33 protein-coding genes are annotated in these 21,798 nt (G+C 53.6%); 30 read left to right on the forward strand and 3 right to left on the reverse strand.

Features of this window, described 5'->3' with window-relative positions; translation table 11 throughout:
* The first annotated feature begins 239 nt into the window (after positions 1 to 239).
* The 28 genes from rpsJ to rplQ all read left to right on the forward strand — a co-directional run bounded on the left by rpsJ (position 240) and on the right by rplQ (position 13,859).
* Positions 240 to 551, forward strand: coding sequence for a 30S ribosomal protein S10 (gene rpsJ, locus ACNQ6O_RS14165; RefSeq protein ID WP_041341420.1), 312 nt, complete (start codon positions 240 to 242; stop codon positions 549 to 551).
* Between the two features lie 75 nt (positions 552 to 626).
* A complete protein-coding gene (rplC, locus tag ACNQ6O_RS14170) occupies positions 627 to 1,265 on the forward strand; it encodes a 50S ribosomal protein L3 (RefSeq protein ID WP_418053881.1) in 639 nt (212 codons plus the stop codon).
* Between the two features lie 11 nt (positions 1,266 to 1,276).
* Positions 1,277 to 1,882 (forward strand): 50S ribosomal protein L4, encoded by a 606-nt coding sequence (rplD, locus tag ACNQ6O_RS14175; protein WP_418053882.1) that lies wholly within the window; start codon positions 1,277 to 1,279, stop codon positions 1,880 to 1,882.
* Positions 1,879 to 2,172, forward strand: a complete 294-nt coding sequence (rplW, locus tag ACNQ6O_RS14180; protein ID WP_114335789.1) for a 50S ribosomal protein L23 — start codon at positions 1,879 to 1,881, stop codon at positions 2,170 to 2,172. The genes rplD and rplW overlap by 4 nt, the downstream gene beginning before the upstream one ends.
* A gap of 17 nt (positions 2,173 to 2,189) precedes the next feature.
* Positions 2,190 to 3,017, forward strand: coding sequence for a 50S ribosomal protein L2 (rplB, locus tag ACNQ6O_RS14185; RefSeq protein WP_418053883.1), 828 nt, complete (start codon positions 2,190 to 2,192; stop codon positions 3,015 to 3,017).
* Between the two features lie 23 nt (positions 3,018 to 3,040).
* Positions 3,041 to 3,316, forward strand: coding sequence for a 30S ribosomal protein S19 (rpsS, locus tag ACNQ6O_RS14190; RefSeq protein ID WP_114335791.1), 276 nt, complete (start codon positions 3,041 to 3,043; stop codon positions 3,314 to 3,316).
* Positions 3,317 to 3,332: 16 nt separating this feature from the next.
* On the forward strand, positions 3,333 to 3,665 hold the full coding sequence (gene rplV / locus ACNQ6O_RS14195; protein WP_044387658.1) for a 50S ribosomal protein L22: 333 nt from the start codon (positions 3,333 to 3,335) through the stop codon (positions 3,663 to 3,665).
* 11 nt (positions 3,666 to 3,676) lie between these two features.
* On the forward strand, positions 3,677 to 4,360 hold the full coding sequence (rpsC, locus tag ACNQ6O_RS14200) for a 30S ribosomal protein S3 (RefSeq protein ID WP_418053884.1): 684 nt from the start codon (positions 3,677 to 3,679) through the stop codon (positions 4,358 to 4,360).
* A gap of 12 nt (positions 4,361 to 4,372) precedes the next feature.
* Positions 4,373 to 4,786: a 50S ribosomal protein L16 gene (rplP, locus tag ACNQ6O_RS14205; RefSeq protein WP_114335792.1), complete on the forward strand. Its 414-nt coding sequence runs from the start codon at positions 4,373 to 4,375 to the stop codon at positions 4,784 to 4,786.
* Entirely contained in the window at positions 4,786 to 4,977 is a 192-nt protein-coding gene (rpmC, locus tag ACNQ6O_RS14210; protein WP_114335793.1) for a 50S ribosomal protein L29, read from the forward strand. Before rplP ends, rpmC begins: the two co-directional genes overlap by 1 nt.
* Before the next feature lies 1 nt (position 4,978).
* A complete protein-coding gene (gene rpsQ, locus ACNQ6O_RS14215; protein WP_114335794.1) occupies positions 4,979 to 5,245 on the forward strand; it encodes a 30S ribosomal protein S17 in 267 nt (88 codons plus the stop codon).
* Between the two features lie 18 nt (positions 5,246 to 5,263).
* A complete protein-coding gene (rplN, locus tag ACNQ6O_RS14220; protein WP_007154005.1) occupies positions 5,264 to 5,632 on the forward strand; it encodes a 50S ribosomal protein L14 in 369 nt (122 codons plus the stop codon).
* Between the two features lie 17 nt (positions 5,633 to 5,649).
* Positions 5,650 to 5,970, forward strand: coding sequence for a 50S ribosomal protein L24 (rplX, locus tag ACNQ6O_RS14225; RefSeq protein WP_114335796.1), 321 nt, complete (start codon positions 5,650 to 5,652; stop codon positions 5,968 to 5,970).
* Positions 5,971 to 5,985: 15 nt separating this feature from the next.
* Complete coding sequence (rplE, locus tag ACNQ6O_RS14230) at positions 5,986 to 6,525, forward strand: 50S ribosomal protein L5 (protein WP_133006544.1); 540 nt, start codon at positions 5,986 to 5,988, stop codon at positions 6,523 to 6,525.
* A gap of 12 nt (positions 6,526 to 6,537) precedes the next feature.
* Positions 6,538 to 6,843, forward strand: a complete 306-nt coding sequence (gene rpsN, locus ACNQ6O_RS14235) for a 30S ribosomal protein S14 (RefSeq protein ID WP_114335798.1) — start codon at positions 6,538 to 6,540, stop codon at positions 6,841 to 6,843.
* Positions 6,844 to 6,931: 88 nt separating this feature from the next.
* A complete protein-coding gene (gene rpsH / locus ACNQ6O_RS14240) occupies positions 6,932 to 7,324 on the forward strand; it encodes a 30S ribosomal protein S8 (RefSeq protein ID WP_114335799.1) in 393 nt (130 codons plus the stop codon).
* Positions 7,325 to 7,333: 9 nt separating this feature from the next.
* Positions 7,334 to 7,867, forward strand: coding sequence for a 50S ribosomal protein L6 (rplF, locus tag ACNQ6O_RS14245; protein WP_199007992.1), 534 nt, complete (start codon positions 7,334 to 7,336; stop codon positions 7,865 to 7,867).
* A gap of 9 nt (positions 7,868 to 7,876) precedes the next feature.
* Positions 7,877 to 8,224, forward strand: a complete 348-nt coding sequence (rplR, locus tag ACNQ6O_RS14250) for a 50S ribosomal protein L18 (protein ID WP_114335801.1) — start codon at positions 7,877 to 7,879, stop codon at positions 8,222 to 8,224.
* 12 nt (positions 8,225 to 8,236) lie between these two features.
* Positions 8,237 to 8,737: a 30S ribosomal protein S5 gene (gene rpsE / locus ACNQ6O_RS14255; protein ID WP_114335802.1), complete on the forward strand. Its 501-nt coding sequence runs from the start codon at positions 8,237 to 8,239 to the stop codon at positions 8,735 to 8,737.
* A gap of 4 nt (positions 8,738 to 8,741) precedes the next feature.
* A complete protein-coding gene (gene rpmD / locus ACNQ6O_RS14260) occupies positions 8,742 to 8,930 on the forward strand; it encodes a 50S ribosomal protein L30 (RefSeq protein ID WP_007153997.1) in 189 nt (62 codons plus the stop codon).
* Position 8,931: 1 nt separating this feature from the next.
* Complete coding sequence (gene rplO, locus ACNQ6O_RS14265) at positions 8,932 to 9,366, forward strand: 50S ribosomal protein L15 (protein WP_114335803.1); 435 nt, start codon at positions 8,932 to 8,934, stop codon at positions 9,364 to 9,366.
* 17 nt (positions 9,367 to 9,383) lie between these two features.
* Positions 9,384 to 10,706 (forward strand): preprotein translocase subunit SecY, encoded by a 1,323-nt coding sequence (gene secY / locus ACNQ6O_RS14270; RefSeq protein ID WP_114335804.1) that lies wholly within the window; start codon positions 9,384 to 9,386, stop codon positions 10,704 to 10,706.
* Between the two features lie 31 nt (positions 10,707 to 10,737).
* Positions 10,738 to 10,851 carry a 50S ribosomal protein L36 gene (gene rpmJ / locus ACNQ6O_RS14275; protein WP_008174902.1) on the forward strand — a complete coding sequence of 38 codons (114 nt, stop codon included), beginning with the start codon at positions 10,738 to 10,740 and terminating at the stop codon, positions 10,849 to 10,851.
* 140 nt (positions 10,852 to 10,991) lie between these two features.
* Positions 10,992 to 11,348, forward strand: coding sequence for a 30S ribosomal protein S13 (gene rpsM, locus ACNQ6O_RS14280; protein ID WP_029655315.1), 357 nt, complete (start codon positions 10,992 to 10,994; stop codon positions 11,346 to 11,348).
* A gap of 13 nt (positions 11,349 to 11,361) precedes the next feature.
* Complete coding sequence (gene rpsK, locus ACNQ6O_RS14285; RefSeq protein WP_004580767.1) at positions 11,362 to 11,751, forward strand: 30S ribosomal protein S11; 390 nt, start codon at positions 11,362 to 11,364, stop codon at positions 11,749 to 11,751.
* 18 nt (positions 11,752 to 11,769) lie between these two features.
* A complete protein-coding gene (rpsD, locus tag ACNQ6O_RS14290; RefSeq protein WP_114335806.1) occupies positions 11,770 to 12,390 on the forward strand; it encodes a 30S ribosomal protein S4 in 621 nt (206 codons plus the stop codon).
* A gap of 35 nt (positions 12,391 to 12,425) precedes the next feature.
* Entirely contained in the window at positions 12,426 to 13,430 is a 1,005-nt protein-coding gene (locus tag ACNQ6O_RS14295) for a DNA-directed RNA polymerase subunit alpha (RefSeq protein ID WP_133006537.1), read from the forward strand.
* A 33-nt stretch (positions 13,431 to 13,463) separates the two neighbouring features.
* Positions 13,464 to 13,859 (forward strand): 50S ribosomal protein L17, encoded by a 396-nt coding sequence (rplQ, locus tag ACNQ6O_RS14300; protein WP_114335808.1) that lies wholly within the window; start codon positions 13,464 to 13,466, stop codon positions 13,857 to 13,859.
* A gap of 219 nt (positions 13,860 to 14,078) precedes the next feature.
* Here the strand turns inward: rplQ and uvrA are convergent, their stop codons facing one another.
* The gene (gene uvrA, locus ACNQ6O_RS14305) at positions 14,079 to 16,901 is read right to left on the reverse strand and encodes an excinuclease ABC subunit UvrA (RefSeq protein WP_418053885.1); all 2,823 of its coding nucleotides are present in this window, start codon (positions 16,899 to 16,901) and stop codon (positions 14,079 to 14,081) included.
* Positions 16,902 to 17,078: 177 nt separating this feature from the next.
* Here uvrA and ACNQ6O_RS14310 point away from each other — a divergent pair, with 177 nt between their 5' ends.
* Positions 17,079 to 18,449 (forward strand): MFS transporter, encoded by a 1,371-nt coding sequence (locus tag ACNQ6O_RS14310; protein ID WP_418053886.1) that lies wholly within the window; start codon positions 17,079 to 17,081, stop codon positions 18,447 to 18,449.
* Positions 18,450 to 18,506: 57 nt separating this feature from the next.
* Positions 18,507 to 19,043, forward strand: a complete 537-nt coding sequence (gene ssb / locus ACNQ6O_RS14315) for a single-stranded DNA-binding protein (protein WP_418053887.1) — start codon at positions 18,507 to 18,509, stop codon at positions 19,041 to 19,043.
* Positions 19,044 to 19,117: 74 nt separating this feature from the next.
* Here ssb and ntrC read toward each other — a convergent pair whose 3' ends face one another.
* Positions 19,118 to 20,551, reverse strand: coding sequence for a nitrogen regulation protein NR(I) (gene ntrC / locus ACNQ6O_RS14320; RefSeq protein ID WP_418053888.1), 1,434 nt, complete (start codon positions 20,549 to 20,551; stop codon positions 19,118 to 19,120).
* Complete coding sequence (gene glnL / locus ACNQ6O_RS14325; RefSeq protein ID WP_418053889.1) at positions 20,548 to 21,648, reverse strand: nitrogen regulation protein NR(II); 1,101 nt, start codon at positions 21,646 to 21,648, stop codon at positions 20,548 to 20,550. The genes ntrC and glnL overlap by 4 nt, the downstream gene beginning before the upstream one ends.
* Positions 21,649 to 21,798: the final 150 nt, after the last annotated feature.

Consider the following 21,798-nt stretch of genomic DNA (forward strand, 5'->3'; position numbering starts at 1 on the left):
TGAAGGCGGCCGTACCGTTGGCGCCGGTGTTGTTGCCAAGATCATCGAGTAATATGCTCGGTTGATCAGGAAAAAGGGGCTGAAAATTCTCAGCCCCTTTTTCTGTTTAGGTCGCAAAGCTATCCCAACCGTGTCAATTGCCTCGGCAGTTGACACGGTTGGGTATTATGCATACAATGCGGCTCCTTTTTTTGAAGGTCGGCTAACTAGTAGCTGCTACGAGTGGAGTTTGGTGCATCATGCAAAGCCAAAAAATTCGAATCCGGTTGAAGGCGTTTGATTATCGCCTTATCGACCAGTCCACGCAGGAGATCGTCGATACCGCTAAGCGGACTGGCGCTCAAGTTCGTGGTCCTATTCCTCTGCCGACGCGGAAGGAAAAGTACACGATACTGGTATCCCCGCACGTCAACAAAGACGCGCGTGACCAGTATGAAATTCGTACGCACAAGCGTTTGCTCGACATTGTTGAGCCTACGGAAAAGACAGTGGATGCTCTGATGAAGTTGGACCTGGCAGCAGGTGTGGACGTTCAGATCAGCCTCGGCTAATACCTTTCGGTATTGGTGTGTGTAACTGTCATAGGCCATAGAGGGTGCGAGCCCCGTACACTTAAGAGGTGAAACATGGCAATTGGTGTTGTCGGTCGTAAGGCCGGTATGACCCGTATTTTTACGGAAGATGGGCAGGCGCTGCCTGTTACAGTAATCGAGGTTGAACCTAACCGGATTACTCAACTCAAAACTCTCGAAAACGACGGCTACCGTGCAGTTCAGGTAACCGTAGGTTCTCGTCGTTCCTCCCGTGTTACCAAGGCGGAAGCAGGTCACTACGCAAAAGCTGGCGTTGAAGCTGGTCGTGGTTCCTGGGAATTCCGTTTGGCTGAAGGTGAAGGTGAAGAGCTGGCCGCTGGCGGCGAGCTGACAGTCTCTCTATTCGAAGACGGTCAAGTGGTTGATGCCACTGGTCGATCCAAGGGTAAGGGCTTCCAGGGCGGTGTTAAGCGCTGGAACTTCTCCATGCAGGATGCTACCCACGGTAACTCCCTTTCTCACCGTGCTCCGGGTTCCATTGGTCAGAACCAGACTCCGGGTAAGGTATTCAAGGGTAAAAAGATGGCCGGTCAGATGGGTAATGCGCAGGTTACTGTGCAGAACCTCAAGATTGTCCGTGTCGATGCCGAGCGCAACCTGCTGCTAGTAAGTGGTGCCGTACCCGGCGCAACTGGCGGCGATGTTGTCATCAAGCCTGCAGTCAAAGCCTGAGGAGCGGTTCGATGGAATTGACAATTACTGGTAGCGGCAAGGGAATCTCTGTTTCCGACGCTGCGTTTGCCAAAGATTTTAACGAAGCTCTGGTTCACCAGGTGGTTACTGCTTACATGGCAGCTGGCCGTCAGGGTACTAAGGCTCAGAAGACACGTTCTGAAGTCAGAGGTGGTGGTAAGAAGCCTTGGCGTCAAAAAGGTACTGGCCGTGCGCGTGCTGGCACCATTCGTAGCCCGATCTGGCGTTCAGGTGGCGTAACTTTCGCTGCCAAGCCTCGCGACTTTGAACAGAAAGTTAACCGTAAGATGTACCGTGCGGCCATGTGCTCGATTCTTTCCGAGCTGGTTCGTCAGGAGCGTCTGGTAGTGGTTGACGAGATCAGCGTTGAAACTCCGAAAACCAAGGTGTTCACAGCGAAGCTGGCAGAGTTGGGTGTTTCTAATGCCCTGATTCTGTCTGAGACCGTTGAGCAGAACCTGCACCTTGCTTCTCGCAACATCCCTCATGTGGACGTTCGTGACGTGGCAGGTCTGGATCCTGTTAGCCTGGTTGCCTACGAGAAGGTCGTGGTCACTGTTCCCGCTCTGAAGAAGATCGAGGAGATGCTGGGATGAATCAGGAACGTATTTACAAGGTCCTGCTTGGACCACTCGTATCAGAGAAAGCTTCTCGCGTAGCGGAGCACGGTCAGGTGGTTTTTCGTGTTGCCCCTGATGCGACCAAGCCCGAGATCAAAAAAGCCGTTGAGCAGCTGTTCAACGTCACCGTAGAAGGTGTTCAGGTTCTGAACCGTAAGGGTAAGCTTAAGCGCACTATCCGCGGGTTCGGCAAGCGTAATGACATTCGTAAGGCTTACGTTAAGCTGGCAGAAGGTCAGGACATCGATTTTCTGGATGTGGAATAAGGTAAAGGGGTCGTAATATGCCGATCGTCAAGACCAAACCAACATCTGCCGGACGCCGTCACGTTGTAAAGCTTTACAACCCGGATTTGCACAAAGGGCGCCCATACCAGTCGTTGGTAGAAGCACAGAGTAAGACTGGTGGCCGTAATAATAATGGCCGCATCACCAGTCGCCACATTGGTGGTGGTCATAAGCAGCACTACCGTGTAATTGATTTTAAGCGGACTAAAGATGGTATCCCGGCGGTCATCGAGCGCCTGGAATACGATCCTAACCGCTCAGCGCACATTGCGCTGGTCAAGTATGCCGATGGCGAGCGTCGTTACATTATCGCTCCTAAAGGTGTTAAGGCCGGTGATCCTGTGCGTTCCGGCGTCGACGCGCCGATCAAGGTGGGTTCCACTTTGCCGCTCCGGAATATTCCGGTCGGTTCAGTGATTCACTGCGTCGAACTCAAGCCTGGCAAAGGTGCTCAGCTGGCTCGCTCTGCGGGCGCATCCGTACAGCTGGTTGCAAGGGAGGGGGCTTACGCCACTATCCGCCTGCGTTCAGGTGAAATGCGTAAGGTGCTTGTAGATTGTCGCGCCACGTTGGGTGAAGTGTCCAACAGTGAGCACAGTCTGAAGCAGCTTGGTAAAGCGGGTGCATCACGTTGGCGCGGTAAACGTCCAACAGTACGTGGTGTTGCTATGAACCCAGTTGACCACCCGCATGGTGGTGGTGAAGGGCGTACCTCTGGTGGACGTCACCCGGTTACTCCGTGGGGTGTTCCGACCAAAGGGCATAAGACTCGTAAGAACAAACGTACTGATAAGATGATAGTACGTCGTCGTTCGGCCAAGTAAACGACTACATAGAGGTAATTGCTGTGCCACGTTCTTTAAAGAAAGGTCCTTTTATAGACCTGCATCTGTTGAAGAAGGTCGAGGCAGCTCTGGAAAAAAGCGACAAGCGTCCAATTAAAACCTGGTCCCGCCGGTCGACAATTTTCCCAGAGATGGTAGGCCTGACCATTGCAGTCCACAACGGCAAGCAGCACGTGCCGGTTTATGTCACCGAAGATATGGTAGGACATAAGCTGGGTGAGTTCGCGGCAACGCGTACTTATCGTGGTCATGCGGCCGACAAGAAAGCTAAACGCTGATCCTGAGGTAATAGAAATGGAAGTAGCAGCCAAGTATAAGGGCGCTCGCCTCTCAGCTCAGAAAGCGCGTCTTGTCGCTGACCAAGTACGCGGCAAGGCTGTTGAGGACGCCCTGAACATTTTGACTTTCAGCCCGAAGAAGGCGGCTGGCGTGATCAAGAAAGCTCTTGAATCTGCCATCGCTAACGCTGAGCACAACGAAGGTCTAGACGTTGATGATCTGCGGGTCTCCACTGTTATGGTGGATGAGGGCCCAACGCTCAAGCGAATCAAAGCTCGAGCCAAGGGGCGCGCTGACCGTATTATGAAGCGCACCTGTCATATCACCGTCAAGGTCGCCGACAAGTAGGAGATGCTCAGATGGGTCATAAAGTAAATCCGACCGGCATGCGCCTGGGTGTGGTCAAAGAGCACAACTCAGTATGGTATGCCGATAAAAAGGACTACGCGAAAAACCTGTTGAATGACATTCAGGTTCGCGAGTTCCTAGACAAGCGTCTGGTTAAGGCGTCTGTCAGCAAGATCGTGATCGAGCGCCCTGCTCAGAACGCCCGGATCACGATCCATACCGCCCGTCCCGGTATTGTTATCGGTAAGAAGGGTGAAGATGTTGATCGTCTGCGTCGTGAAGTTAGCGACATGATGGGTGTGCCCGTGCACATCAACATCGAAGAAGTCCGCAAGCCGGACCTGGATGCCCGCCTGGTAGCGCAAAACGTTGCTGGTCAGCTCGAGCGTCGTGTGATGTTCCGTCGCGCTATGAAGCGTGCTGTTCAGAACGCTATGCGTCAGGGTGCCAAGGGTATCAAGATTCAGGTTGGTGGTCGTCTTGGGGGTGCTGAAATCGCACGTTCCGAGTGGTATCGCGAAGGTCGTGTTCCTCTGCACACACTGCGTGCAGATATTGATTACGCAACCTATGAAGCGCACACCACTTACGGCGTTATCGGCGTGAAGGTATGGATCTTCAAAGGTGAGATTCTTGGTGGTATGGAACAGGTCCGTGCTGACAAGAAAGCCTCTGGGAAGAAAGGTTCTAAGTAAAGGGGCACTCTTATGCTGCAACCAAAACGCACCAAATTTCGCAAGGTAATGAAAGGCCGTAACACCGGTCTTGCTCAGCGAGCTACTAAGGTGAGCTTCGGTGAATACGGATTGAAAGCGACAACCCGTGGACGTATAACTGCGCGTCAGATTGAGGCAGCGCGTCGTACCATGACTCGTAAGATCAAGAGGGGCGGTAAGATCTGGATTCGGGTTTTCCCGGACAAGCCGATCACCGGAAAGCCACTCGAAGTTCGAATGGGTAAAGGTAAGGGTTCTGTCGAGTATTGGGTGGCTGAAATTCAGCCAGGCCGCATGCTCTACGAAATGGAAGGTGTATCCGAGGAATTGGCTCGGGAAGCCTTCACATTGGCAGCGGCCAAACTGCCTGTACAGACCACCTTTGTAACGAGGACGGTGATGTGATGAAAGCAACAGAGCTGCGTGAAAAGTCCGTTGAGGAGCTGAACAGCGAGCTGATCAACCTCCTGAAGGAGCAGTTCAACCTGCGTATGCGTAAAGCAACGGGTCAGCTGAATCAGTCTCACCTCCTCGGCAACGTGAAACGTGACATTGCGCGCGTTAAAACGGTAATGAATGAAAAGGCAGGACAGTGACATGACCGAAGCTACCCAAACTGCCAGAACTCTGAGCGGCAAGGTCGTGAGCAACAAGATGGACAAGTCCATCGTGGTCCTGGTTGAACGTCAGGTGAAACATCCTCTGTACGGTAAGTACATGAAGCGTTCAACCAAGATCCATGCGCACGATGAAAGCAATCAGTGCAACATCGGCGACACCGTAACCATCGAGGAAACCCGTCCGGTCTCCAAGACTAAGAGCTGGGCTCTGGTTGAGGTCACCGAACGCGCTTCCAAGGTGTAATTCGCCCGGAGAACAACCATGATTCAGACTCAAACAATGCTTGAAGTCGCGGATAACAGCGGTGCACGTCAAGTTATGTGTATCAAGGTCCTGGGCGGATCTCACCGGCGTTATGCCAGCGTTGGGGATATCATCAAGGTGACCGTTAAGGAAGCCATCCCACGCGGCAAGGTGAAGAAAGGCCAGGTCCTTAAGGCTGTTGTAGTACGTACCCGTAAGGGTGTGCGTCGTCCAGACGGTTCTTTGATCCGTTTTGACGGTAACGCGGCGGTACTTCTGAACAATCAGGACGCGCCCATTGGTACCCGTATCTTCGGACCGGTTACTCGTGAGCTGCGAAACGAAAAGTTCATGAAGATTATCTCACTGGCACCCGAAGTACTTTAAAGGACCAGAGGCCGGTTATGAAAAAGATTAAACGAGATGACGAAGTAATCGTCACCGCGGGGAAAGACAAAGAGAAACGTGGTAAAGTTCTGAAGGTTCAGGACGATGGTCGCGTGATTGTTTCTGGGATCAATATGATCAAGAAGCACACAAAGCCTAACCCGATGCTCGGCACCCCAGGTGGTATCGTCGAAAAAGAAGCGCCTATCCAGGCTTCCAACGTGGCTATTTTTAATCCGCAGACCGGCAAAGCCGATCGTGTTGGCTTCCAGATTAAGGAAGACGGCACTAAAGTGCGGATCTTCAAGTCCACGAAAGAACCTGTCGATAACCAGTAAGCGGTGGTGGTTACGATGCTTAACATGAAAGAGCAGTATTCAAAGGAAGTGGTACCCGCCCTGCAGAAAGAGTTCGGCTACAAGAACGTTATGCAGGTTCCGCGTATCGAAAAAATCACCCTGAACATGGGTGTCGGTGAAGCTGTTGGTGACAAAAAGCTGATTGAAAATGCCGTCGCGGATCTTGAGCGTCTGGCAGGTCAAAAAGTTGTTGTTACCAAGGCGAGAAAATCCGTAGCGGGCTTTAAAATCCGTGAAGGTTGGCCGATTGGTTGTAAAGTGACCCTGCGCGGTGAGCGCATGTGGGATTTCTTTGATCGCCTGGTTCACATTGCGGTTCCCCGCATTCGTGACTTCCGTGGCCTCAATCCGAAATCCTTCGACGGTCGCGGTAACTACAGCATGGGTGTGCGTGAGCAGATCATCTTCCCTGAGATCGAGTACGACAAAGTCGACAAGGTCCGCGGGTTGGATATCACAATCACTACCTCTGCCGGTACCGACGACGAAGGTCGCGAACTGTTGAAAGCCTTCGGCTTTCCGTTCAAGAAATAAGGAACGAGTGACATGGCTAAGGTTTCAATGAAAAACCGTGAGCTGAAGCGTGAGCAGACTGTGGCTAAATACGCAGCCAAGCGCGCTGAGCTCAAGGCGATTATCAAAAACCCTAATACCAGCGACGAAGAGCGTTGGGACGCACAGATGAAGCTGCAACAGCAGCCTCGCAATGCGAGCCCCTCACGTCTTCGGAATCGTTGCCAGGTGACTGGTCGTCCTCACGGCGTTCTGCGCAAGTTCGAACTTTCACGGATTAAACTCCGTGAATACGGCATGCGCGGTGACGTTCCAGGGCTGACTAAGGCGAGCTGGTAAGACAGGCATCCTGACTTCGGTCAGGAGCCCGTTGGTAAGCGGTGCGGCGCGCCGCTGCACAACTAAAAAGATCAGGAGACTCATTGTAATGAGTATGCAAGATACGCTTGCGGATATGTTTACTCGTATTCGTAATGCTCAGATGGCACAGAAGGCCGACGTGGTCATGCCATCTTCCAAGATGAAAATCTCGGTAGCTCAGGTCCTGAAGGACGAAGGCTACGTTGGAGAGTTTTCCGTTTCAGCTGACGCGAAGCCCCAGCTAACGATCAACCTGAAATACTTCGGTGGTAAGCCGGTTATTGAAGAGATCAAGCGGGTTAGTCGTCCGAGTCTGCGCCAGTACAAGGGCGCTGGGGAACTGCCGAAAGTATCCGGTGGTCTGGGAGTCGCGATTGTCTCAACGTCCAAGGGCGTTATGACAGACCGCGCCGCACGAGCTGCTGGCGTGGGTGGCGAAGTCATCTGCACCGTATTCTAGGAGAATCACATGTCCAGGGTTGCCAATAATCCTGTCGTGCTGCCTTCCGGTGTTGAGGTTAAGCTGAACGGACAGGAAATCAATGTAAAGGGCTCCAAAGGAGCACTTGAACTCACTATTCACCAAGCGGTTGAAGTAAAGCAGGAAGACGGTCGTCTTCGCTTTGCGGCGCGCGATGGTGCTAAAAAGTCCCGCGCTCTTGCTGGTACTACTCGGGCGTTGGTTAACAATATGGTTAACGGCGTGTCTACAGGCTGGGAGCGCAAGCTTCAGCTGGCAGGCGTAGGTTACCGTGCTCAGGCGCAAGGCAAAAAGCTCAATCTGACACTGGGTTTTTCTCACCCGGTTGAATATGAGCTGCCCGAGGGTGTTACCGCTGAAACTCCGTCTAACACGGAAGTTGTAATTCGCGGTATCGACAAGCAACAGGTTGGCCAGGTCGCTGCAGACATTCGCGCGTTCCGTCCGCCCGAGCCTTATAAGGGTAAGGGTGTTCGTTATGCGGATGAGCAGGTAAGACGCAAAGAAGCCAAGAAGAAATAAGGCGGGACTATGAGCGCGAATAACGAAAGACTGCGTCGCGCACGTAAAGTGCGCATGAAGATTCGTGAGCTGGGTACTGACCGTCTGTGCGTTCACCGCACACCGCGTCACATGTACGCCCAGGTTACTACAGCAGATGGCAGCAAAGTGCTGGCAACTGCCTCCACGTTGGATAAGGAATTGCGCCAGGGTGCAACCGGTAACGTGGACGCCGCTAAAAAAGTCGGTCAGCTGATTGCTGAGCGCGCTAAGGCGGCAGGCATTGAGAAGGTCGCATTTGACCGCTCAGGTTACCGTTATCACGGTCGCATTCAGGCTTTGGCCGACGGTGCTCGTGAAGCTGGCTTGCAATTCTAAGAGGTGGAGAAGATGAGCGTTAACGAACAGAAGGCGCCTGAGCTCCAGGAAAGGCTGGTTCAGGTCAATCGAGTCGCTAAGGTTGTTAAAGGCGGCCGTATCTTTGCCTTCACTGCACTGACCGTAGTGGGTGATGGTAAAGGACGCGTTGGTTTTGGTCGTGGTAAGGCCCGGGAAGTTCCGGTCGCGATCCAGAAGGCTATGGAAGCTGCGCGTAAAAACATGGTAGATGTCGCTCTAGACGGCAACACGCTTCAGTACCCGGTTCGTGCACAGCACGGCGGTTCTAAAGTGTTCATGATGCCGGCTTCCGAAGGTACCGGTGTAATTGCTGGTGGTGCGATGCGTGCAGTGCTTGAAGTGGCGGGCGTTCAAAACGTTCTCTCTAAGTGCTACGGCTCTACCAACCCGGTGAACGTTGTACGTTCAACCATTAAGGGTCTGCAGGCAATGAACGCGCCTGAAGATGTTGCAGCCAAGCGCGGTAAATCCGTCGAAGAAATCCTGGGTTGAAGTCATGGCGAACGCAAAAACGATCAAAGTAACTCTGACCCGCAGCCCAATCGGTTGCCAGCCTAAGCACAAGCTTTGTGTAAAAGGCTTGGGTCTTCGTAAAATCGGTCACACTGTTGAGGTAGAAGACACTCCTTCTATTCGCGGTATGATCAACCGGGTTAATTACCTGGTGCAGGTTGAGGAGAACTAAGATGCGTCTGAACGAACTTGCTCCGGAACCTGGTTCACGTCCAACCGCTAAGCGTGTTGGTCGTGGTATCGGTAGCGGACTCGGTAAAACGGGCGGTCGTGGTCATAAAGGTCTGAAATCCCGTTCCGGTGGCTCTGTAGCTCCTGGTTTCGAGGGTGGTCAGCAGCCTTTGGCCCGTCGTCTGCCAAAATTCGGTTTCACCTCGCGTCAGCAGCGTTACGTTGCTGAGATTCGCCTGAACGAACTGGCGAAGGTTGAGGGTGACGTAGTCGATCTGGCTGCACTGAAGAAGGCTGACATCATTCGTGAAGAGATTCGCGTTGCTAAGGTTATGCTGTCTGGTGAGCTAGACCGCGCGGTAACCGTTAAAGGGCTACGTGTCACCAAAGGCGCACGCGAGGCAATTGTTGCCGCGGGTGGGAAAGTCGAAGACTAAGACGAGTCGAGGACTAAATGGCCAAGACAGCATCATTGCCTGCGGGTGCCGGAAAAGGATTTGCAGAGCTGCGTTCGCGGCTCTGGTTTGTCTTTCTGGCGTTGTTGGTGTACCGCATCGGTGCTCATATTCCGGTGCCGGGCATCAACCCAGACCGTTTGGCGGCATTGTTTGATCAGAATCAGGGTACAATCCTGAGCCTGTTTAACATGTTCTCCGGTGGTGCGCTTGAGCGCATGAGTATTTTCGCACTCGGTATTATGCCGTATATTTCGGCCTCTATTATCATGCAGCTCATGACTGCGGTTAGTCCGCAGCTTGAGCAGCTGAAAAAAGAGGGTGAAGCTGGTCGTCGTAAGATTAGCCAGTACACGCGGTATGGTACGGTTATCCTAGCCCTGGTTCAGGGCTTCGGTATTTCGGTGGGGCTTGCCTCTCAAGGTGTTACGTTTAACGACAGCTTCAGCTTCCACTTTGTGGCGGTTGTCTCTTTCGTTTGTGGTGCCGTCTTCATGATGTGGCTTGGTGAGCAGATCACCGAGCGTGGTATCGGAAACGGTATCTCCCTGCTTATTTTTGCAGGTATCGTCGCGGGCTTGCCGGGGGCTATAGGTCAGACCCTGGAGCAAGCACGTAACGGAGAGATGAGTCTGCTGGTTGTTCTCGGTATTGGCGTGCTGGCCGTTGCTGTAGTCGGATTTGTGGTGTTCATGGAGCGCGGTCAACGCCGCCTTACCATTAACTATGCAAAACGGCAGCAGGGGCGTCAGGTATTTGCTCAGCAATCCAGCCATTTGCCTCTCAAGGTGAACATGGCCGGTGTTATTCCGCCGATCTTTGCTTCCTCGATTCTGTTGTTCCCTGCATCCCTGGGACAGTGGTTTGGGCAAGGTGAAGGCATGGAATGGCTAAGTGATGTCTCACAGGCATTGGCTCCGAGCCAACCTTTGTATATTATTCTGTTCGCAGCAGCAGTTGTTTTCTTCTGCTTCTTCTACACAGCGCTGATGTACAACCCTAAAGAAGTTGCGGATAACCTCAAGCGTTCCGGCGCGTTCATTCCGGGAATTCGTCCGGGAGAGCAGACGGCGAAGTACATCGATGGTGTTCTTACACGTCTGACGTTGTTCGGGGCTATGTATATCGCAGCGGTGTCCCTGTTCCCTCAGTTCCTGATGGTTGCAGGTAACGTACCTTTCTATCTAGGCGGTACATCACTGCTGATTGTTGTAGTCGTGGTGATGGATTTCATGGCGCAGGTTCAGTCGCACCTGATGTCTCATCAGTATGAATCGCTGATGAAGAAATCCAATCTCAAGGGCTATGGACGGAACGGCTGAAAGCCGTTCCCCTTGAAAACTGGAGTCGACAATGAAAGTACGCGCTTCGGTAAAGAAAATTTGCCGTAACTGCAAAGTAATTCGACGCAATGGCTCAGTTCGAGTCATCTGCTCGGAGCCTCGCCACAAGCAGCGCCAGGGCTAATCCTTCGGGATCTGAACTGACATTGTAAAAGGGGTTCGGAATAAGGCGCTTGACTCAAGCTCGAGTCAAGCGTTATTATTTCGCGCCCTTTTTGTGGCGGAAAATTCACACAGCAAAGCTTTGAACGCGGAGTAATTTGGATGGCACGTATAGCCGGTGTCAATATACCCGATCACAAACATGCTGTTATCTCACTGACATACATTTTTGGTGTCGGCAAGACAACAGCCCAGAAGCTTTGCGATGCAACCGGCGTTAAGCCGGACGTCAAGGTCAAAGACCTTAGCGACGAGCAGCTTGAAGCACTTCGTACTGAAGTGGGCAAGTTTACCGTCGAAGGCGATTTGCGTCGTGAAGTACAGATGAACATTAAGCGTTTGAAGGATCTCGGTTGCTTCCGTGGTCTGCGCCATCGTCACGGACTTCCAGTTCGCGGCCAGCGCACCAAGACCAACGCCCGCACCCGTAAAGGTCCACGCAAACCTATTCGTAAGTAACAGGTAGGCAAACATGGCAAAGCCAGGTACACGTACCCGTAAAAAGGTGAAAAAGACGGTTGTTGATGGCGTCGCGCACATTCACGCGTCCTTCAACAACACCATCGTGACCATTTCGGACCGTCAGGGCAACGTATTGTCCTGGGCCACTTCAGGTGGTTCTGGTTTCCGCGGTTCACGTAAGAGCACACCTTTTGCTGCGCAGGTAGCAGCTGAAAGAGCCGGTAATGCGGCTGCTGAATACGGCCTTAAAAACCTGGATGTAGAGGTTAAGGGTCCTGGGCCCGGACGTGAATCTGCAGTTCGTGCCCTGAATGGGTGTGGCTACAAGATCACTAACATCACTGATGTGACGCCGATTCCCCATAACGGTTGTCGTCCGCCCAAAAAGCGCCGCGTCTAACACAGGAGACAGTGAAATATGGCTCGTTATATAGGCCCGAAGTGCAAGCTGTCTCGTCGTGAAGGGACAGATCTTTTTCTGAAGAGCGGTGTTCGCGCGCTCGATTCCAAGTGCAACATCGAGACTCCGCCGGGTATGCACGGCGCGCGTCGCGGTCGTCTGTCCGAGTACGGCTTGCAGCTTCGCGAGAAGCAAAAAGTTCGTCGTATCTACGGTGTGCTTGAGAAGCAGTTCCGTGGGTACTACAAAGAGGCAGCCCGTCGGAAGGGTGCAACTGGTGAAAACCTGCTGCAACTTCTGGAAGGCCGTCTGGATAACGTTGTATATCGCATGGGCTTTGGTTCTACCCGTGCAGAGTCCCGTCAGCTCGTTTCTCACAAAGCGATCCTGGTTAACGATAAGCCGGTGAACATTCCGTCTTATCAGGTTAAAGCAGGTGATGTTGTGAGTCTGCGTGAGAAGGCCAAAAATCAGTTGCGTGTTAAAGGCGCACTGGAACTGGCTGGTAGCCGCGCGCCGGTGAGCTGGGTAGAGGTTGACGCCAACAAGATGTCCGGCGTTTACAAGTCAGTGCCTGAGCGTACTGAACTGCCTGCCGACATCAACGAGAACCTCATCGTCGAGCTTTACTCTAAGTAAAGCCCAGTTAGCAACGATAGCAGATAGGGGCGTCTATGCAGCGTTCAGTACATGAGTTATTGACACCTCGTACGATTGACGTGAAAGAGTCCGGCGCTTTGCGTGCCAAGGTTACCCTGGAGCCGCTAGAGCGCGGCTTTGGTCATACTTTGGGTAGTGCGCTTCGTCGCATTCTTCTGTCTTCGATGCCAGGCTGCGCCGTGACTGAAGCACAGATCGACGGTGTCCTGCACGAGTACAGTGCCATCGAGGGTGTCCAGGAGGACGTCATTGAGATTCTTTTGAACCTCAAAGGCGTTGCCGTAAAGATGAACGGACGTGATGACACTGAGCTGACACTCAGCAAAAAAGGTCCGGGCGTTGTAACTGCTGGCGATATCACGTTGGATCACGACGTTGAAATCGCTAACCCGGAACACGTTATCTGTCACCTGAGCGAGAACGGCGAACTGAACATGCGCTTGCGCGTGTCTCGTGGTCGCGGTTACGAGCCAGCTGATCAGCGTGGACTGGACGAGGACGAAACTCGTGCCATTGGGCGTTTGCAGCTTGATGCTACGTTCAGCCCGGTTCGCCGAGTGTCTTATGCGGTTGAAAGCGCACGGGTTGAGCAGCGTACAGATCTCGACAAGCTGGTTATTGATCTGGAGACTAACGGTACGATCGATCCGGAAGAAGCAATTCGCCGGGCCGCGACTATCCTCCAGCAACAATTGGCTGTGTTCGTCGATTTCGATCATGAGAAAGAGCCTGAGCGCGTAGAAGAAGAGGAAGAAATTGATCCGATTCTGTTGCGTCCGGTTGATGATCTTGAGTTGACTGTACGTTCGGCTAACTGCTTGAAGGCAGAAAACATTTACTATATCGGCGATCTAATTCAGCGCACAGAAGTGGAGCTGCTGAAGACGCCTAACCTTGGCAAAAAGTCGCTTACCGAGATCAAGGACGTTCTAGCGTCCCGTGGTTTGTCTCTGGGAATGCGTCTTGATAACTGGCCGCCGGCAAGCCTTCGTGGTGATGACCGGGTTCTGGGCGGTTAATCGCCGATTAGTTTAAGGTAAGGAATCAGAGCAATGCGTCATCGTAAGAGTGGTCGTAAGTTCAACAGGACCAGTGCGCATCGCAAGGCCATGTTCCGTAACATGACTGCGTCACTGGTTGAGCACGAGCTGATCAAAACGACGCTCCCGAAAGCGAAAGAATTGCGTCGGGTAGCAGAGCCATTGATCACGCTCGCAAAGAATGATTCGGTTGCAAACCGTCGTCTGGCGTTCGCGCGCCTGCGGAGCGATGCAGCGGTAGCCAAGCTTTTCAACGAGCTGGGCCCCCGTTACAACGAGCGACCGGGTGGATACCTTCGTGTCCTGAAGTGCGGCTTCCGTGCTGGCGACAATGCCCCTATGGCATTTGTTGAGCTGGTCGGTCGTCCTCTGGACATCGAAGCTGAAGAGATGGGCGACGACGAGTAAAATCGTTTAGGCTATTTCTTGGAAAGGCCGGGATCCGAATGGTTCCCGGTTTTTTTGTGTCTGGAATTTGGGTGTTCATTGGTGTGGTTAGACTTGGCGGGGTGGCCCGGGGTGCTAGGTCTATTTTCTTTGGAAAAATAACTCGCTGCGCTCAGACATCTTTTTCCGGCAGAAAATAGACCTAGCACCCCAGGCCGACGTAGCTTTGTGCTGGTTTCCTTATTTTTCCAGCATCGGCTTTAGGTATTTGCCGGTGTGGGAGTTAGTGTTATTTGCTACGTCTTCAGGAGTACCTTCCGCAATAATCTGCCCGCCACCAGAACCGCCTTCCGGACCCAGATCGACAATCCAATCCGCTGTTTTGATCACGTCCAGGTTGTGTTCGATCACCACGATGGTGTTTCCGTGGTCTCGTAATCGTTGCAGGACGTTTAATAGCTGCTGGATGTCGTAGAAATGCAGGCCGGTTGTTGGTTCATCAAGGATGTACAGAGTTTTGCCGGTATCTCGTTTGGAAAGCTCTTTTGCGAGTTTTACCCGCTGGGCTTCACCACCAGATAGCGTGACCGCACTTTGTCCTAATCGTATGTAGGAGAGGCCTACGTCGATCAGCGTTTGTAACTTCCTCGCTAAGAAAGGGACGGCGTCAAAGAACTCACGGCCTTCTTCGACAGTCATGTCGAGCACTTCGTGGATGTTCTTGCCTTTGTAGCGGACTTCCAGAGTTTCCCGGTTGTAGCGTTTGCCTTTGCAGATGTCGCAGGGCACGTATACGTCGGGTAGGAAGTGCATTTCTACTTTTATGACGCCATCGCCCTGGCAGGCTTCGCAGCGGCCGCCTTTGACGTTGAATGAGAAGCGTCCGACTTTATAGCCCCGCGAGCGTGCTTCTTGGGTGCCGGCAAAGAGCTCTCGGATCGGAGTGAACAACCCGGTATAGGTGGCCGGGTTGGACCGGGGGGTCCTTCCAATGGGGCTTTGGTCAATGTCGATCACTTTGTCGAGGTGATCTAGCCCTTTCAGGTTTTTGTAGGGGGCGTGGCTTAAACTGGTCGCTTTGTTTAGTTTCGCCGCCGCTACGGGGTAGAGGGTGCTATTGATCAAGGTCGATTTACCAGAGCCGGATACGCCCGTCACGCAGGTCATTATGCCTAGAGGTAGCGTTAACGTGACATCTTGAAGGTTGTTTCCGGTTGCACCGGTCAGTACCAGGTTTTTACCATTTCCTTTGTTGCGTTCGGGCGGTATGGCGATGCTTTTGGCGCCGCTCAGGTATTGGCCGGTCAAGGACTTTTTGTTGGCGATAATGTCGGCTGGGGTGCCTCTTGCGACGATCTGACCGCCATGTACGCCAGCGCCGGGGCCAATGTCGATGACGTAATCGGCGGCACGTATGGCGTCTTCATCGTGTTCTACGACGATCACGGTGTTGCCTAGGTCCCGAAGGTGGGTCAGGGTGGCGAGCAATCGATCGTTATCACGCTGATGCAGGCCAATGGAAGGCTCATCGAGGATATACATGACACCGACCAAGCCAGCACCAATTTGGCTGGCCAAGCGAATTCGTTGCGCTTCGCCCCCCGAGAGGGTGTCGGCGCTGCGTTCCAGGGTCAGGTACTCTAGGCCGACGTTAACCAGAAACTGGAGCCTTTCACGTACTTCTTTCAGAATCTTGTCGGCTATCTCGCCTTTACGCCCGGGAAGTGCGAGTTCCCCGAAGTATTGGTATGCCTCACCCACTGGCATGCGAGTTACGTCTGGGAGGTTTTGCTCTTTGATAAAGACGTGCCGTGCGCTCTGTCTTAATCGAGAGCCGTGGCAGTCTTTGCAGGGTTGGGTGCTCAGGTTGCGGGCCAGCTCTTCCCGCATACTCTGGGATTCGGTTTCCCGATAACGGCGTTCCAAGTTGGGCAAGATGCCTTCGAATGGGTGCGCCTTTTCGATGATCTGGCCTCGGGAGTTGACGTAACGGAAGGTGACGTCTTCGGTTCCGGTTCCGTACAGCAGGGCTTTCTGGAAGTCTTGTGGTAGCTCATCCCACGGGGTTTCCAGATCCATGCCATAGTGCTCAGCAACGCTGGTGAGCATTTGGAAATAGTAGACGGCCCGGCGGTCCCAGCCCTTAATGGCGCCGGAAGCCAGAGTGGCTTCCGGATGTTGAATGATCTTTTCGGGATCAAAGAATTGTTTAACGCCCAGCCCGTCGCAGGTTGGGCATGCCCCAGCGGGGTTGTTGAAGGAAAATAGGCGCGGCTCAAGCTCGCTCAGGGAGTAACCGCATTGGTTACAGGCGTAGCGGGCGGAAAAGGTGTGTTCTTCGCCTTCGCCTGACATAGGTGCGACGAGGGCAATGCCGTCGGAGAGATCGAGGGCGGTTTCGAAGCTTTCGGCGAGTCTCTGTTCCAGCCCCGGCTTTACTTTGAAGCGGTCAACCACCACGTCGATTTGGTGTTTACGCTTTTTGTCGAGAGCGGGTACGTCATCGATGTCATAGACGGTGCCGTCTACCCGTAGCCGAATAAAACCTTGGCTGCGCATGGTGTCGATGACTTGATGGTGTTCACCTTTCCGGTCTCGGATGACTGGCGCCAGGATCATCAGCTTACTGTCTTCAGGTAGTGCCAATACTTGGTCTACCATCTGGCTGACGGTCTGAGCTTCCAATGGCTGATGATGGTCCGGGCATCGAGGCTCGCCAGCACGTGCAAACAGCAATCGCAGGTAGTCGTAGATTTCCGTTATTGTTCCCACTGTTGAGCGCGGGTTGTGGGACGTGGATTTCTGTTCGATAGAAATGGCAGGCGACAGGCCCTCGATGTGGTCTACATCGGGCTTTTCCATCATTGAAAGAAATTGCCGCGCGTAGGTCGACAAGGATTCCACGTAACGTCTTTGGCCTTCGGCGTAGAGGGTATCGAACGCCAGTGACGATTTGCCGGAGCCAGAGAGACCGGTAATCACGATGAGTTTGTCCCGTGGTATATCCAGGTCGATGTTCTTCAGGTTGTGGGTGCGCGCGCCCTTGATCTGGATATGGTCCATAACACCTCGCTTCGATGAAAAACGACCAGTATATCGTTTTCGGAAGGTGCCGGCTAAATTGGTGGTGCACAACCGCTACACCCTTGTGAGTAGTCCCGTCAGCTTTCAGCTTCTGGTACAATGCGCGCCTCGCGGCCCACGGCCGCAACCTCATTCATTCTGTCCGGCACGGGTTATATGAACGCGCTTGAAAAACGCTCAGTAGCGGCTCTGGCTTCGGTATATGCCATGCGTATGCTGGGCCTGTTTATGGTTATGCCGGTATTTGTTCTGCTTGGCAGCGATTTGCAGGGCGCGACACCGGCACTCATCGGTTTTGCGATAGGTGCCTATGGGCTGAGCCAGGCGCTGTTGCAGATTCCATTCGGATTGCTGTCGGATCGGGTTGGCCGTAAACGAATGATCTATATTGGTCTGGTTCTGTTTGCGGCCGGCAGTGTGTTGGCAGGCATCTCAGATTCGATTTACGGCGTAATTGCCGGCCGGGTGCTGCAGGGTGCTGGTGCCATCGCAAGTGTTTTGATGGCGATGCTGAGCGATCTTACTCGAGAAGAACAGCGCACCAAGGCGATGGCAACGGTCGGGATCTCCATCGGTTTGTCCTTTTCAGTGTCTCTCGTTGCGGGCCCCTTACTAGGCGCCGCTTGGGGGTTGTCAGGTATCTTCTACACCACGGCTGTATTGGCTTTGCTGGCGCTGATAGTGGTGGCTAAAGTGGTGCCGACGCCGCATCAACACAAGGTGAGTGCCGATACGCACCCCGCGCGGGAGATGGTCGGGAAGGTCTTGGCGGATGGCCGGCTGTTGCGCCTGGATTTTGGAATCTTCGCACTGCATTTCGCGCTCACTTCACTATTTTTGGTTTTCCCCACCATGCTCCAGGATCAACTGGGGCTGGCTGCTAGCTCCCATTGGTGGTTTTACCTCACCGTGATGGTGACTTCGTTCTTTGCCATGGTGCCTTTTATCATCATTGGTGAGAAAAAGCGTAAAATGAAACCCGTCCTCTGTGGCGCGATAGCATTATTGGCCCTGGCCACTGCGGCGCTGACAGGCGTGACGGACAGTCTGGGCTTGGCGTGGATCGTTTTGTTTTTCTTCTTTATGGCTTTTAATCTGCTGGAAGCCAGCTTGCCGTCGTTGATCAGTAAAGAGGCGCCTGCGGCAAGTAAGGGTACGGCGATGGGCGTTTACTCGACCTCACAGTTTCTCGGGGCTTTTCTCGGAGGCGCGCTGGGCGGGTATCTATTACAAAAAAACGGCTTGGACGGTGTGTTGTGGCTAATGGCCGGCGGGCTGGCTGTTTGGTTGCTAGTGGCGCTCTCTATGCCCACGCCCAGTTACACCACCAGTTTTGTGGTGCAGTTGCGTGATGCAGTCGCGACGACCTTTGACGATATCGATCAGCGCTTACGCGGCCTGTCTGGCGTAGCGGACGTAGTTATTGTTGAAGAAGCTTCGACGGCCTACCTGAAGGTGGATCGTCAGCACTTTAATGAAGATCAGCTTGCGCACCTGGATTTTGTGCGGCAGGGTGACAATACTTAAACTTTGGATGTCTGCAGGGAGCGCAGGCGTTCGGTCAAAAAACACCAGGAGCAGAACATGGCACGAGGCATAAACAAGGTAATTCTGATCGGTAATCTGGGCCAAGACCCGGATACCCGATACACCCCGAATGGTAATGCAGTGGTTAACCTGACCCTGGCGACCGACGAAAGTTACAAGGATCGCCAGACGGGTCAGATGGTTCCGAGAACCGAATGGCACCGGATTGTTATCTTCGGCAAGGTGGCGGAAGTGGCTGGGCAGTACCTGCGCAAAGGCTCAAAGGTCTATATCGAAGGGCGTTTGCAAACCCGTAAGTGGCAAGGTCAGGATGGTCAGGATCGATATACCACCGAGATTGTTGTGGATATCAACGGCCAGATGCAGATGCTGGATAGCCGCGGAAGTGAAGGTGGCATGAACCAAGGCGCACCTCAGGGTCGTCCGCAACAGCAGGCACCGGCGCAGCAGCAACAATACAACGCGCCGCCACAGCAACAGCAGCAGGGTGGTTATAACAACCCTGCGCCGCAGCAGCAGACAGGTGCTATGCCTGAGCCCATTGACGACTTCGATGATGATATCCCGTTCTAACTCGTAGTCGTACACACAAAAAACCCGAGCATCAGCTCGGGTTTTTTGTGTCATTCGCTTTGATGCGTTGACCGCTATTCTTCCGTCGTTTCCGGGTGGTCCAAACCCAGCTCATTAATCTTTCGAGTTAAAGTATTTCGGCCCCAGCCGAGCAGAATCGAGGCGTCACGGCGTCGCCCGCCGGTATGTTTCAGTGCGGTCTCAATCATGATCTTTTCGAACTCGGGTACGGCTTTGTCCAGTACGCTCTTTTTACCACGCTTCAGTTCCTGTTCTGCCCAGTTTTTCAGTCCCTCTTGCCAAGTCTGGCCGGTAGCGTCGTTTTCCGATTCGGCTTGATCCAAAAGCTCGGGGGGCAGGTCGGCAACGTGAATTTCGCGACCGCTGGCCATCACCGTGAGCCAGCGGCAGGTGTTTTCAAGCTGACGAACGTTTCCAGGCCAAGGCAGGGTTGAGAGGTATTCCTCAGCATCCTTGCGCAGAAGTTTGGTTTCTACGGCCAGTTCTTTAGCTGCTTGTTCAAGGAAATGTTGAACCAGCCGGGGGATGTCGGCCCGTCGCTCGGCCAGTTTAGGCAAGTGAATACGAATCACGTTGAGGCGGTGAAACAAATCCTCTCTGAAACTGCCGGCATTCACCAGTTTCTCGAGATCTTGGTGAGTGGCGGCGATGATACGGACATCCACTTTGATTGGGGTGGTGCCCCCAACCCGATAGAACTCTCCGTCGGCGAGGACGCGCAGCAAGCGGGTTTGGGTGTCGGCGGGCATGTCGCCGATTTCGTCCAGAAATAGCGTGCCGCCATTGGCTTGCTCGAAGCGGCCTTGGCGAGTGCTTCCGGCACCGGTGAATGCGCCTTTTTCGTGGCCAAACAGTTCGGACTCAATAAGGTCTTTGGGAATGGCGGCCATGTTCAGGGCGATAAATGGGCTTCGGGCGCGGGGGCTGTGGTTGTGCAACGCCTGGGCAACCAACTCTTTGCCGGTACCGCTTTCACCGTTGATGAGCACGGTGATGTTCGAGTTTGAAAGCCGGCCGATGGCTCGAAACACTTCCTGCATGGCCGGTGCTTCGCCAATGATTTCAGTGCTCTTTTGGACCTCTTCAATGTGAGGCTCAGCCGTTGCTCTTTGTTCATGGCTGTGAGCGATGGCCCTTTTCACCAAAGCGACCGCCTCATCGACATCAAACGGCTTGGGTAGGTATTCGAACGCTCCGGTCTGGTAGCTGGTGACCGCGCTGTCCAGATCTGAGTGGGCGGTCATGATGATGACAGGAACGTCCGGGTGCAATGCAACAATTCGGGAAAGCAGGGTGATACCATCCACGCCGGGCATGCGGATGTCGCTGACAATCGCGTCCGGTCGTTCCCGTTCGAGCCGGGCAATAATGCCTTCGCCGCTGTCAAAGGCCTGAACTTGCAGGCCGGCTTGGCTCAGCGCTCGCTCGAGAACCCAGCGGATGCTTTTGTCGTCGTCGATGATCCAGACGTTTTCTGGCTGATTCATAAAGTGTCCTCCAGAGGCAGGAAGATAATGAAGTCGGTTTTTCCTGGCTCGCTTTCACATTCCACCAAGCCCCGGTGCTGGCCGATGATGCTTTGGGTGATCGATAGCCCTAAGCCAGTGCCTGAAGCCCGACCACTGATCATGGGGTAAAAAACGTTCTGCAACAGGTCGGCTGGAATGCCGGGGCCGTTGTCGATAATGTCGATGCGGCAAGCTAGGCGATGGCGTTGATGGCCGATGGTGAACTGTCGCAAGGTTCGGGTGCGGAAGGTTATTGTGGGTGTTGTTTCGGAACCTGAAGCGCTTTCGTTTTCAAATGCGGCTTCCATGGCGTTCCGAGCAATGTTCAATACCGCCTGAATGAGTTGCTCCTTGTCGCCCAAGAATTCCGGGATGCTGGGATCGTAATCACGCTGCAGCTGCACCTTGCCCCGGCTTTCCGCCTCGATCAGGGTACGAACCCGCTCAAGAACCTCATGAATGTTGGTCGGGGCGATCTGCAGGGCTTTGTTGGGCCCGAGCATACGGTCCACTAAACTGCGCAGCCGGTCGGCCTCGTTAATGATGACCTGGGTGTATTCGCGTTGCCCGTCACTGTCCAGTTCGCGGTCGAGCAGTTGTGCTGCACCTCGAATGCCGCCCAGTGGATTCTTGATCTCGTGAGCCATGCCTCGGACAAGAATTCGGGAGGCTTCCTGCTGGGAAATAATGTCTTCTTCCCGACTGATACGTAACTGGCGGTCTATGGGCTGGAGTTCGATCAGTAGTTCAATAGGGTCAATGCTGATGGGGCTGACTGAGTAATCCACCATCAGGCGGGATCCGGTCAGTAATGCGAACTCAGCCTCGCGCCGTGTGTAGGATTGGCCGTTCTTTGCCGCTGCGTGCAGTGTTCTCAGCGCATTCTCTGAATCGATGAGAACCTCGTGCAGAGGCGTCCCCTGAGTCCGCGTAAGGCTCGTTTCAAACAGGTTCTCGGCGGCCGGGTTTAGGTAGCGAATAGTCAGGTCATCACCCAAGACCAGCACCGCTGTTGTCAGGCTGTCGAGAATGCTTTTGTACCCGGTTTCCAGGGTGCTGGATGGTCGAAACGACATGCTGGGATCCCGTTGGGCGCTCATGGTTATCACTCAGGTTTTGCAAAAAACGAACCAATTTTTGTGTGAAGTCAAAAAAGGTGCGTGAAACTCAAGAGAGCGGTCCTGGGCGGGGCAGGCGGTGCATTGAATTGATACAAAGCGAGAGGG

The sequence above is a fragment of the Marinobacter sp. SBS5 genome (genome assembly GCF_048285575.1).
Classification (GTDB): domain Bacteria; phylum Pseudomonadota; class Gammaproteobacteria; order Pseudomonadales; family Oleiphilaceae; genus Marinobacter.

What these genes read in the sequence shown, in the direction of transcription:
- rplV (WP_044387658.1), top strand. Translation starts at nt 3,333, where the DNA reads ATGGAAGTAGCAGCCAAGTATAAGGGCGCTCGCCTCTCAGCTCAGAAA.
- secY (WP_114335804.1), top strand. Translation starts at nt 9,384, where the DNA reads ATGGCCAAGACAGCATCATTGCCTGCGGGTGCCGGAAAAGGATTTGCA.
- rpsD (WP_114335806.1), top strand. Translation starts at nt 11,770, where the DNA reads ATGGCTCGTTATATAGGCCCGAAGTGCAAGCTGTCTCGTCGTGAAGGG.
- rpmJ (WP_008174902.1), top strand. Translation starts at nt 10,738, where the DNA reads ATGAAAGTACGCGCTTCGGTAAAGAAAATTTGCCGTAACTGCAAAGTA.
- ACNQ6O_RS14295 (WP_133006537.1), top strand. Translation starts at nt 12,426, where the DNA reads ATGCAGCGTTCAGTACATGAGTTATTGACACCTCGTACGATTGACGTG.
- rplO (WP_114335803.1), top strand. Translation starts at nt 8,932, where the DNA reads ATGCGTCTGAACGAACTTGCTCCGGAACCTGGTTCACGTCCAACCGCT.
- rplF (WP_199007992.1), top strand. Translation starts at nt 7,334, where the DNA reads ATGTCCAGGGTTGCCAATAATCCTGTCGTGCTGCCTTCCGGTGTTGAG.
- rpsJ (WP_041341420.1), top strand. Translation starts at nt 240, where the DNA reads ATGCAAAGCCAAAAAATTCGAATCCGGTTGAAGGCGTTTGATTATCGC.
- rplW (WP_114335789.1), top strand. Translation starts at nt 1,879, where the DNA reads ATGAATCAGGAACGTATTTACAAGGTCCTGCTTGGACCACTCGTATCA.
- rplN (WP_007154005.1), top strand. Translation starts at nt 5,264, where the DNA reads ATGATTCAGACTCAAACAATGCTTGAAGTCGCGGATAACAGCGGTGCA.
- rplE (WP_133006544.1), top strand. Translation starts at nt 5,986, where the DNA reads ATGCTTAACATGAAAGAGCAGTATTCAAAGGAAGTGGTACCCGCCCTG.
- rplR (WP_114335801.1), top strand. Translation starts at nt 7,877, where the DNA reads ATGAGCGCGAATAACGAAAGACTGCGTCGCGCACGTAAAGTGCGCATG.
- rpmC (WP_114335793.1), top strand. Translation starts at nt 4,786, where the DNA reads ATGAAAGCAACAGAGCTGCGTGAAAAGTCCGTTGAGGAGCTGAACAGC.
- uvrA (WP_418053885.1), bottom strand. Translation starts at nt 16,901, where the DNA reads ATGGACCATATCCAGATCAAGGGCGCGCGCACCCACAACCTGAAGAAC.
- rpmD (WP_007153997.1), top strand. Translation starts at nt 8,742, where the DNA reads ATGGCGAACGCAAAAACGATCAAAGTAACTCTGACCCGCAGCCCAATC.
- rpsN (WP_114335798.1), top strand. Translation starts at nt 6,538, where the DNA reads ATGGCTAAGGTTTCAATGAAAAACCGTGAGCTGAAGCGTGAGCAGACT.
- rplX (WP_114335796.1), top strand. Translation starts at nt 5,650, where the DNA reads ATGAAAAAGATTAAACGAGATGACGAAGTAATCGTCACCGCGGGGAAA.
- rpsM (WP_029655315.1), top strand. Translation starts at nt 10,992, where the DNA reads ATGGCACGTATAGCCGGTGTCAATATACCCGATCACAAACATGCTGTT.
- rplB (WP_418053883.1), top strand. Translation starts at nt 2,190, where the DNA reads ATGCCGATCGTCAAGACCAAACCAACATCTGCCGGACGCCGTCACGTT.
- rpsC (WP_418053884.1), top strand. Translation starts at nt 3,677, where the DNA reads ATGGGTCATAAAGTAAATCCGACCGGCATGCGCCTGGGTGTGGTCAAA.
- rpsK (WP_004580767.1), top strand. Translation starts at nt 11,362, where the DNA reads ATGGCAAAGCCAGGTACACGTACCCGTAAAAAGGTGAAAAAGACGGTT.
- ntrC (WP_418053888.1), bottom strand. Translation starts at nt 20,551, where the DNA reads ATGAATCAGCCAGAAAACGTCTGGATCATCGACGACGACAAAAGCATC.
- rplC (WP_418053881.1), top strand. Translation starts at nt 627, where the DNA reads ATGGCAATTGGTGTTGTCGGTCGTAAGGCCGGTATGACCCGTATTTTT.
- rpsE (WP_114335802.1), top strand. Translation starts at nt 8,237, where the DNA reads ATGAGCGTTAACGAACAGAAGGCGCCTGAGCTCCAGGAAAGGCTGGTT.
- glnL (WP_418053889.1), bottom strand. Translation starts at nt 21,648, where the DNA reads ATGTCGTTTCGACCATCCAGCACCCTGGAAACCGGGTACAAAAGCATT.
- rplQ (WP_114335808.1), top strand. Translation starts at nt 13,464, where the DNA reads ATGCGTCATCGTAAGAGTGGTCGTAAGTTCAACAGGACCAGTGCGCAT.
- ACNQ6O_RS14310 (WP_418053886.1), top strand. Translation starts at nt 17,079, where the DNA reads ATGAACGCGCTTGAAAAACGCTCAGTAGCGGCTCTGGCTTCGGTATAT.
- rplD (WP_418053882.1), top strand. Translation starts at nt 1,277, where the DNA reads ATGGAATTGACAATTACTGGTAGCGGCAAGGGAATCTCTGTTTCCGAC.
- rplP (WP_114335792.1), top strand. Translation starts at nt 4,373, where the DNA reads ATGCTGCAACCAAAACGCACCAAATTTCGCAAGGTAATGAAAGGCCGT.
- rpsH (WP_114335799.1), top strand. Translation starts at nt 6,932, where the DNA reads ATGAGTATGCAAGATACGCTTGCGGATATGTTTACTCGTATTCGTAAT.
- rpsQ (WP_114335794.1), top strand. Translation starts at nt 4,979, where the DNA reads ATGACCGAAGCTACCCAAACTGCCAGAACTCTGAGCGGCAAGGTCGTG.
- ssb (WP_418053887.1), top strand. Translation starts at nt 18,507, where the DNA reads ATGGCACGAGGCATAAACAAGGTAATTCTGATCGGTAATCTGGGCCAA.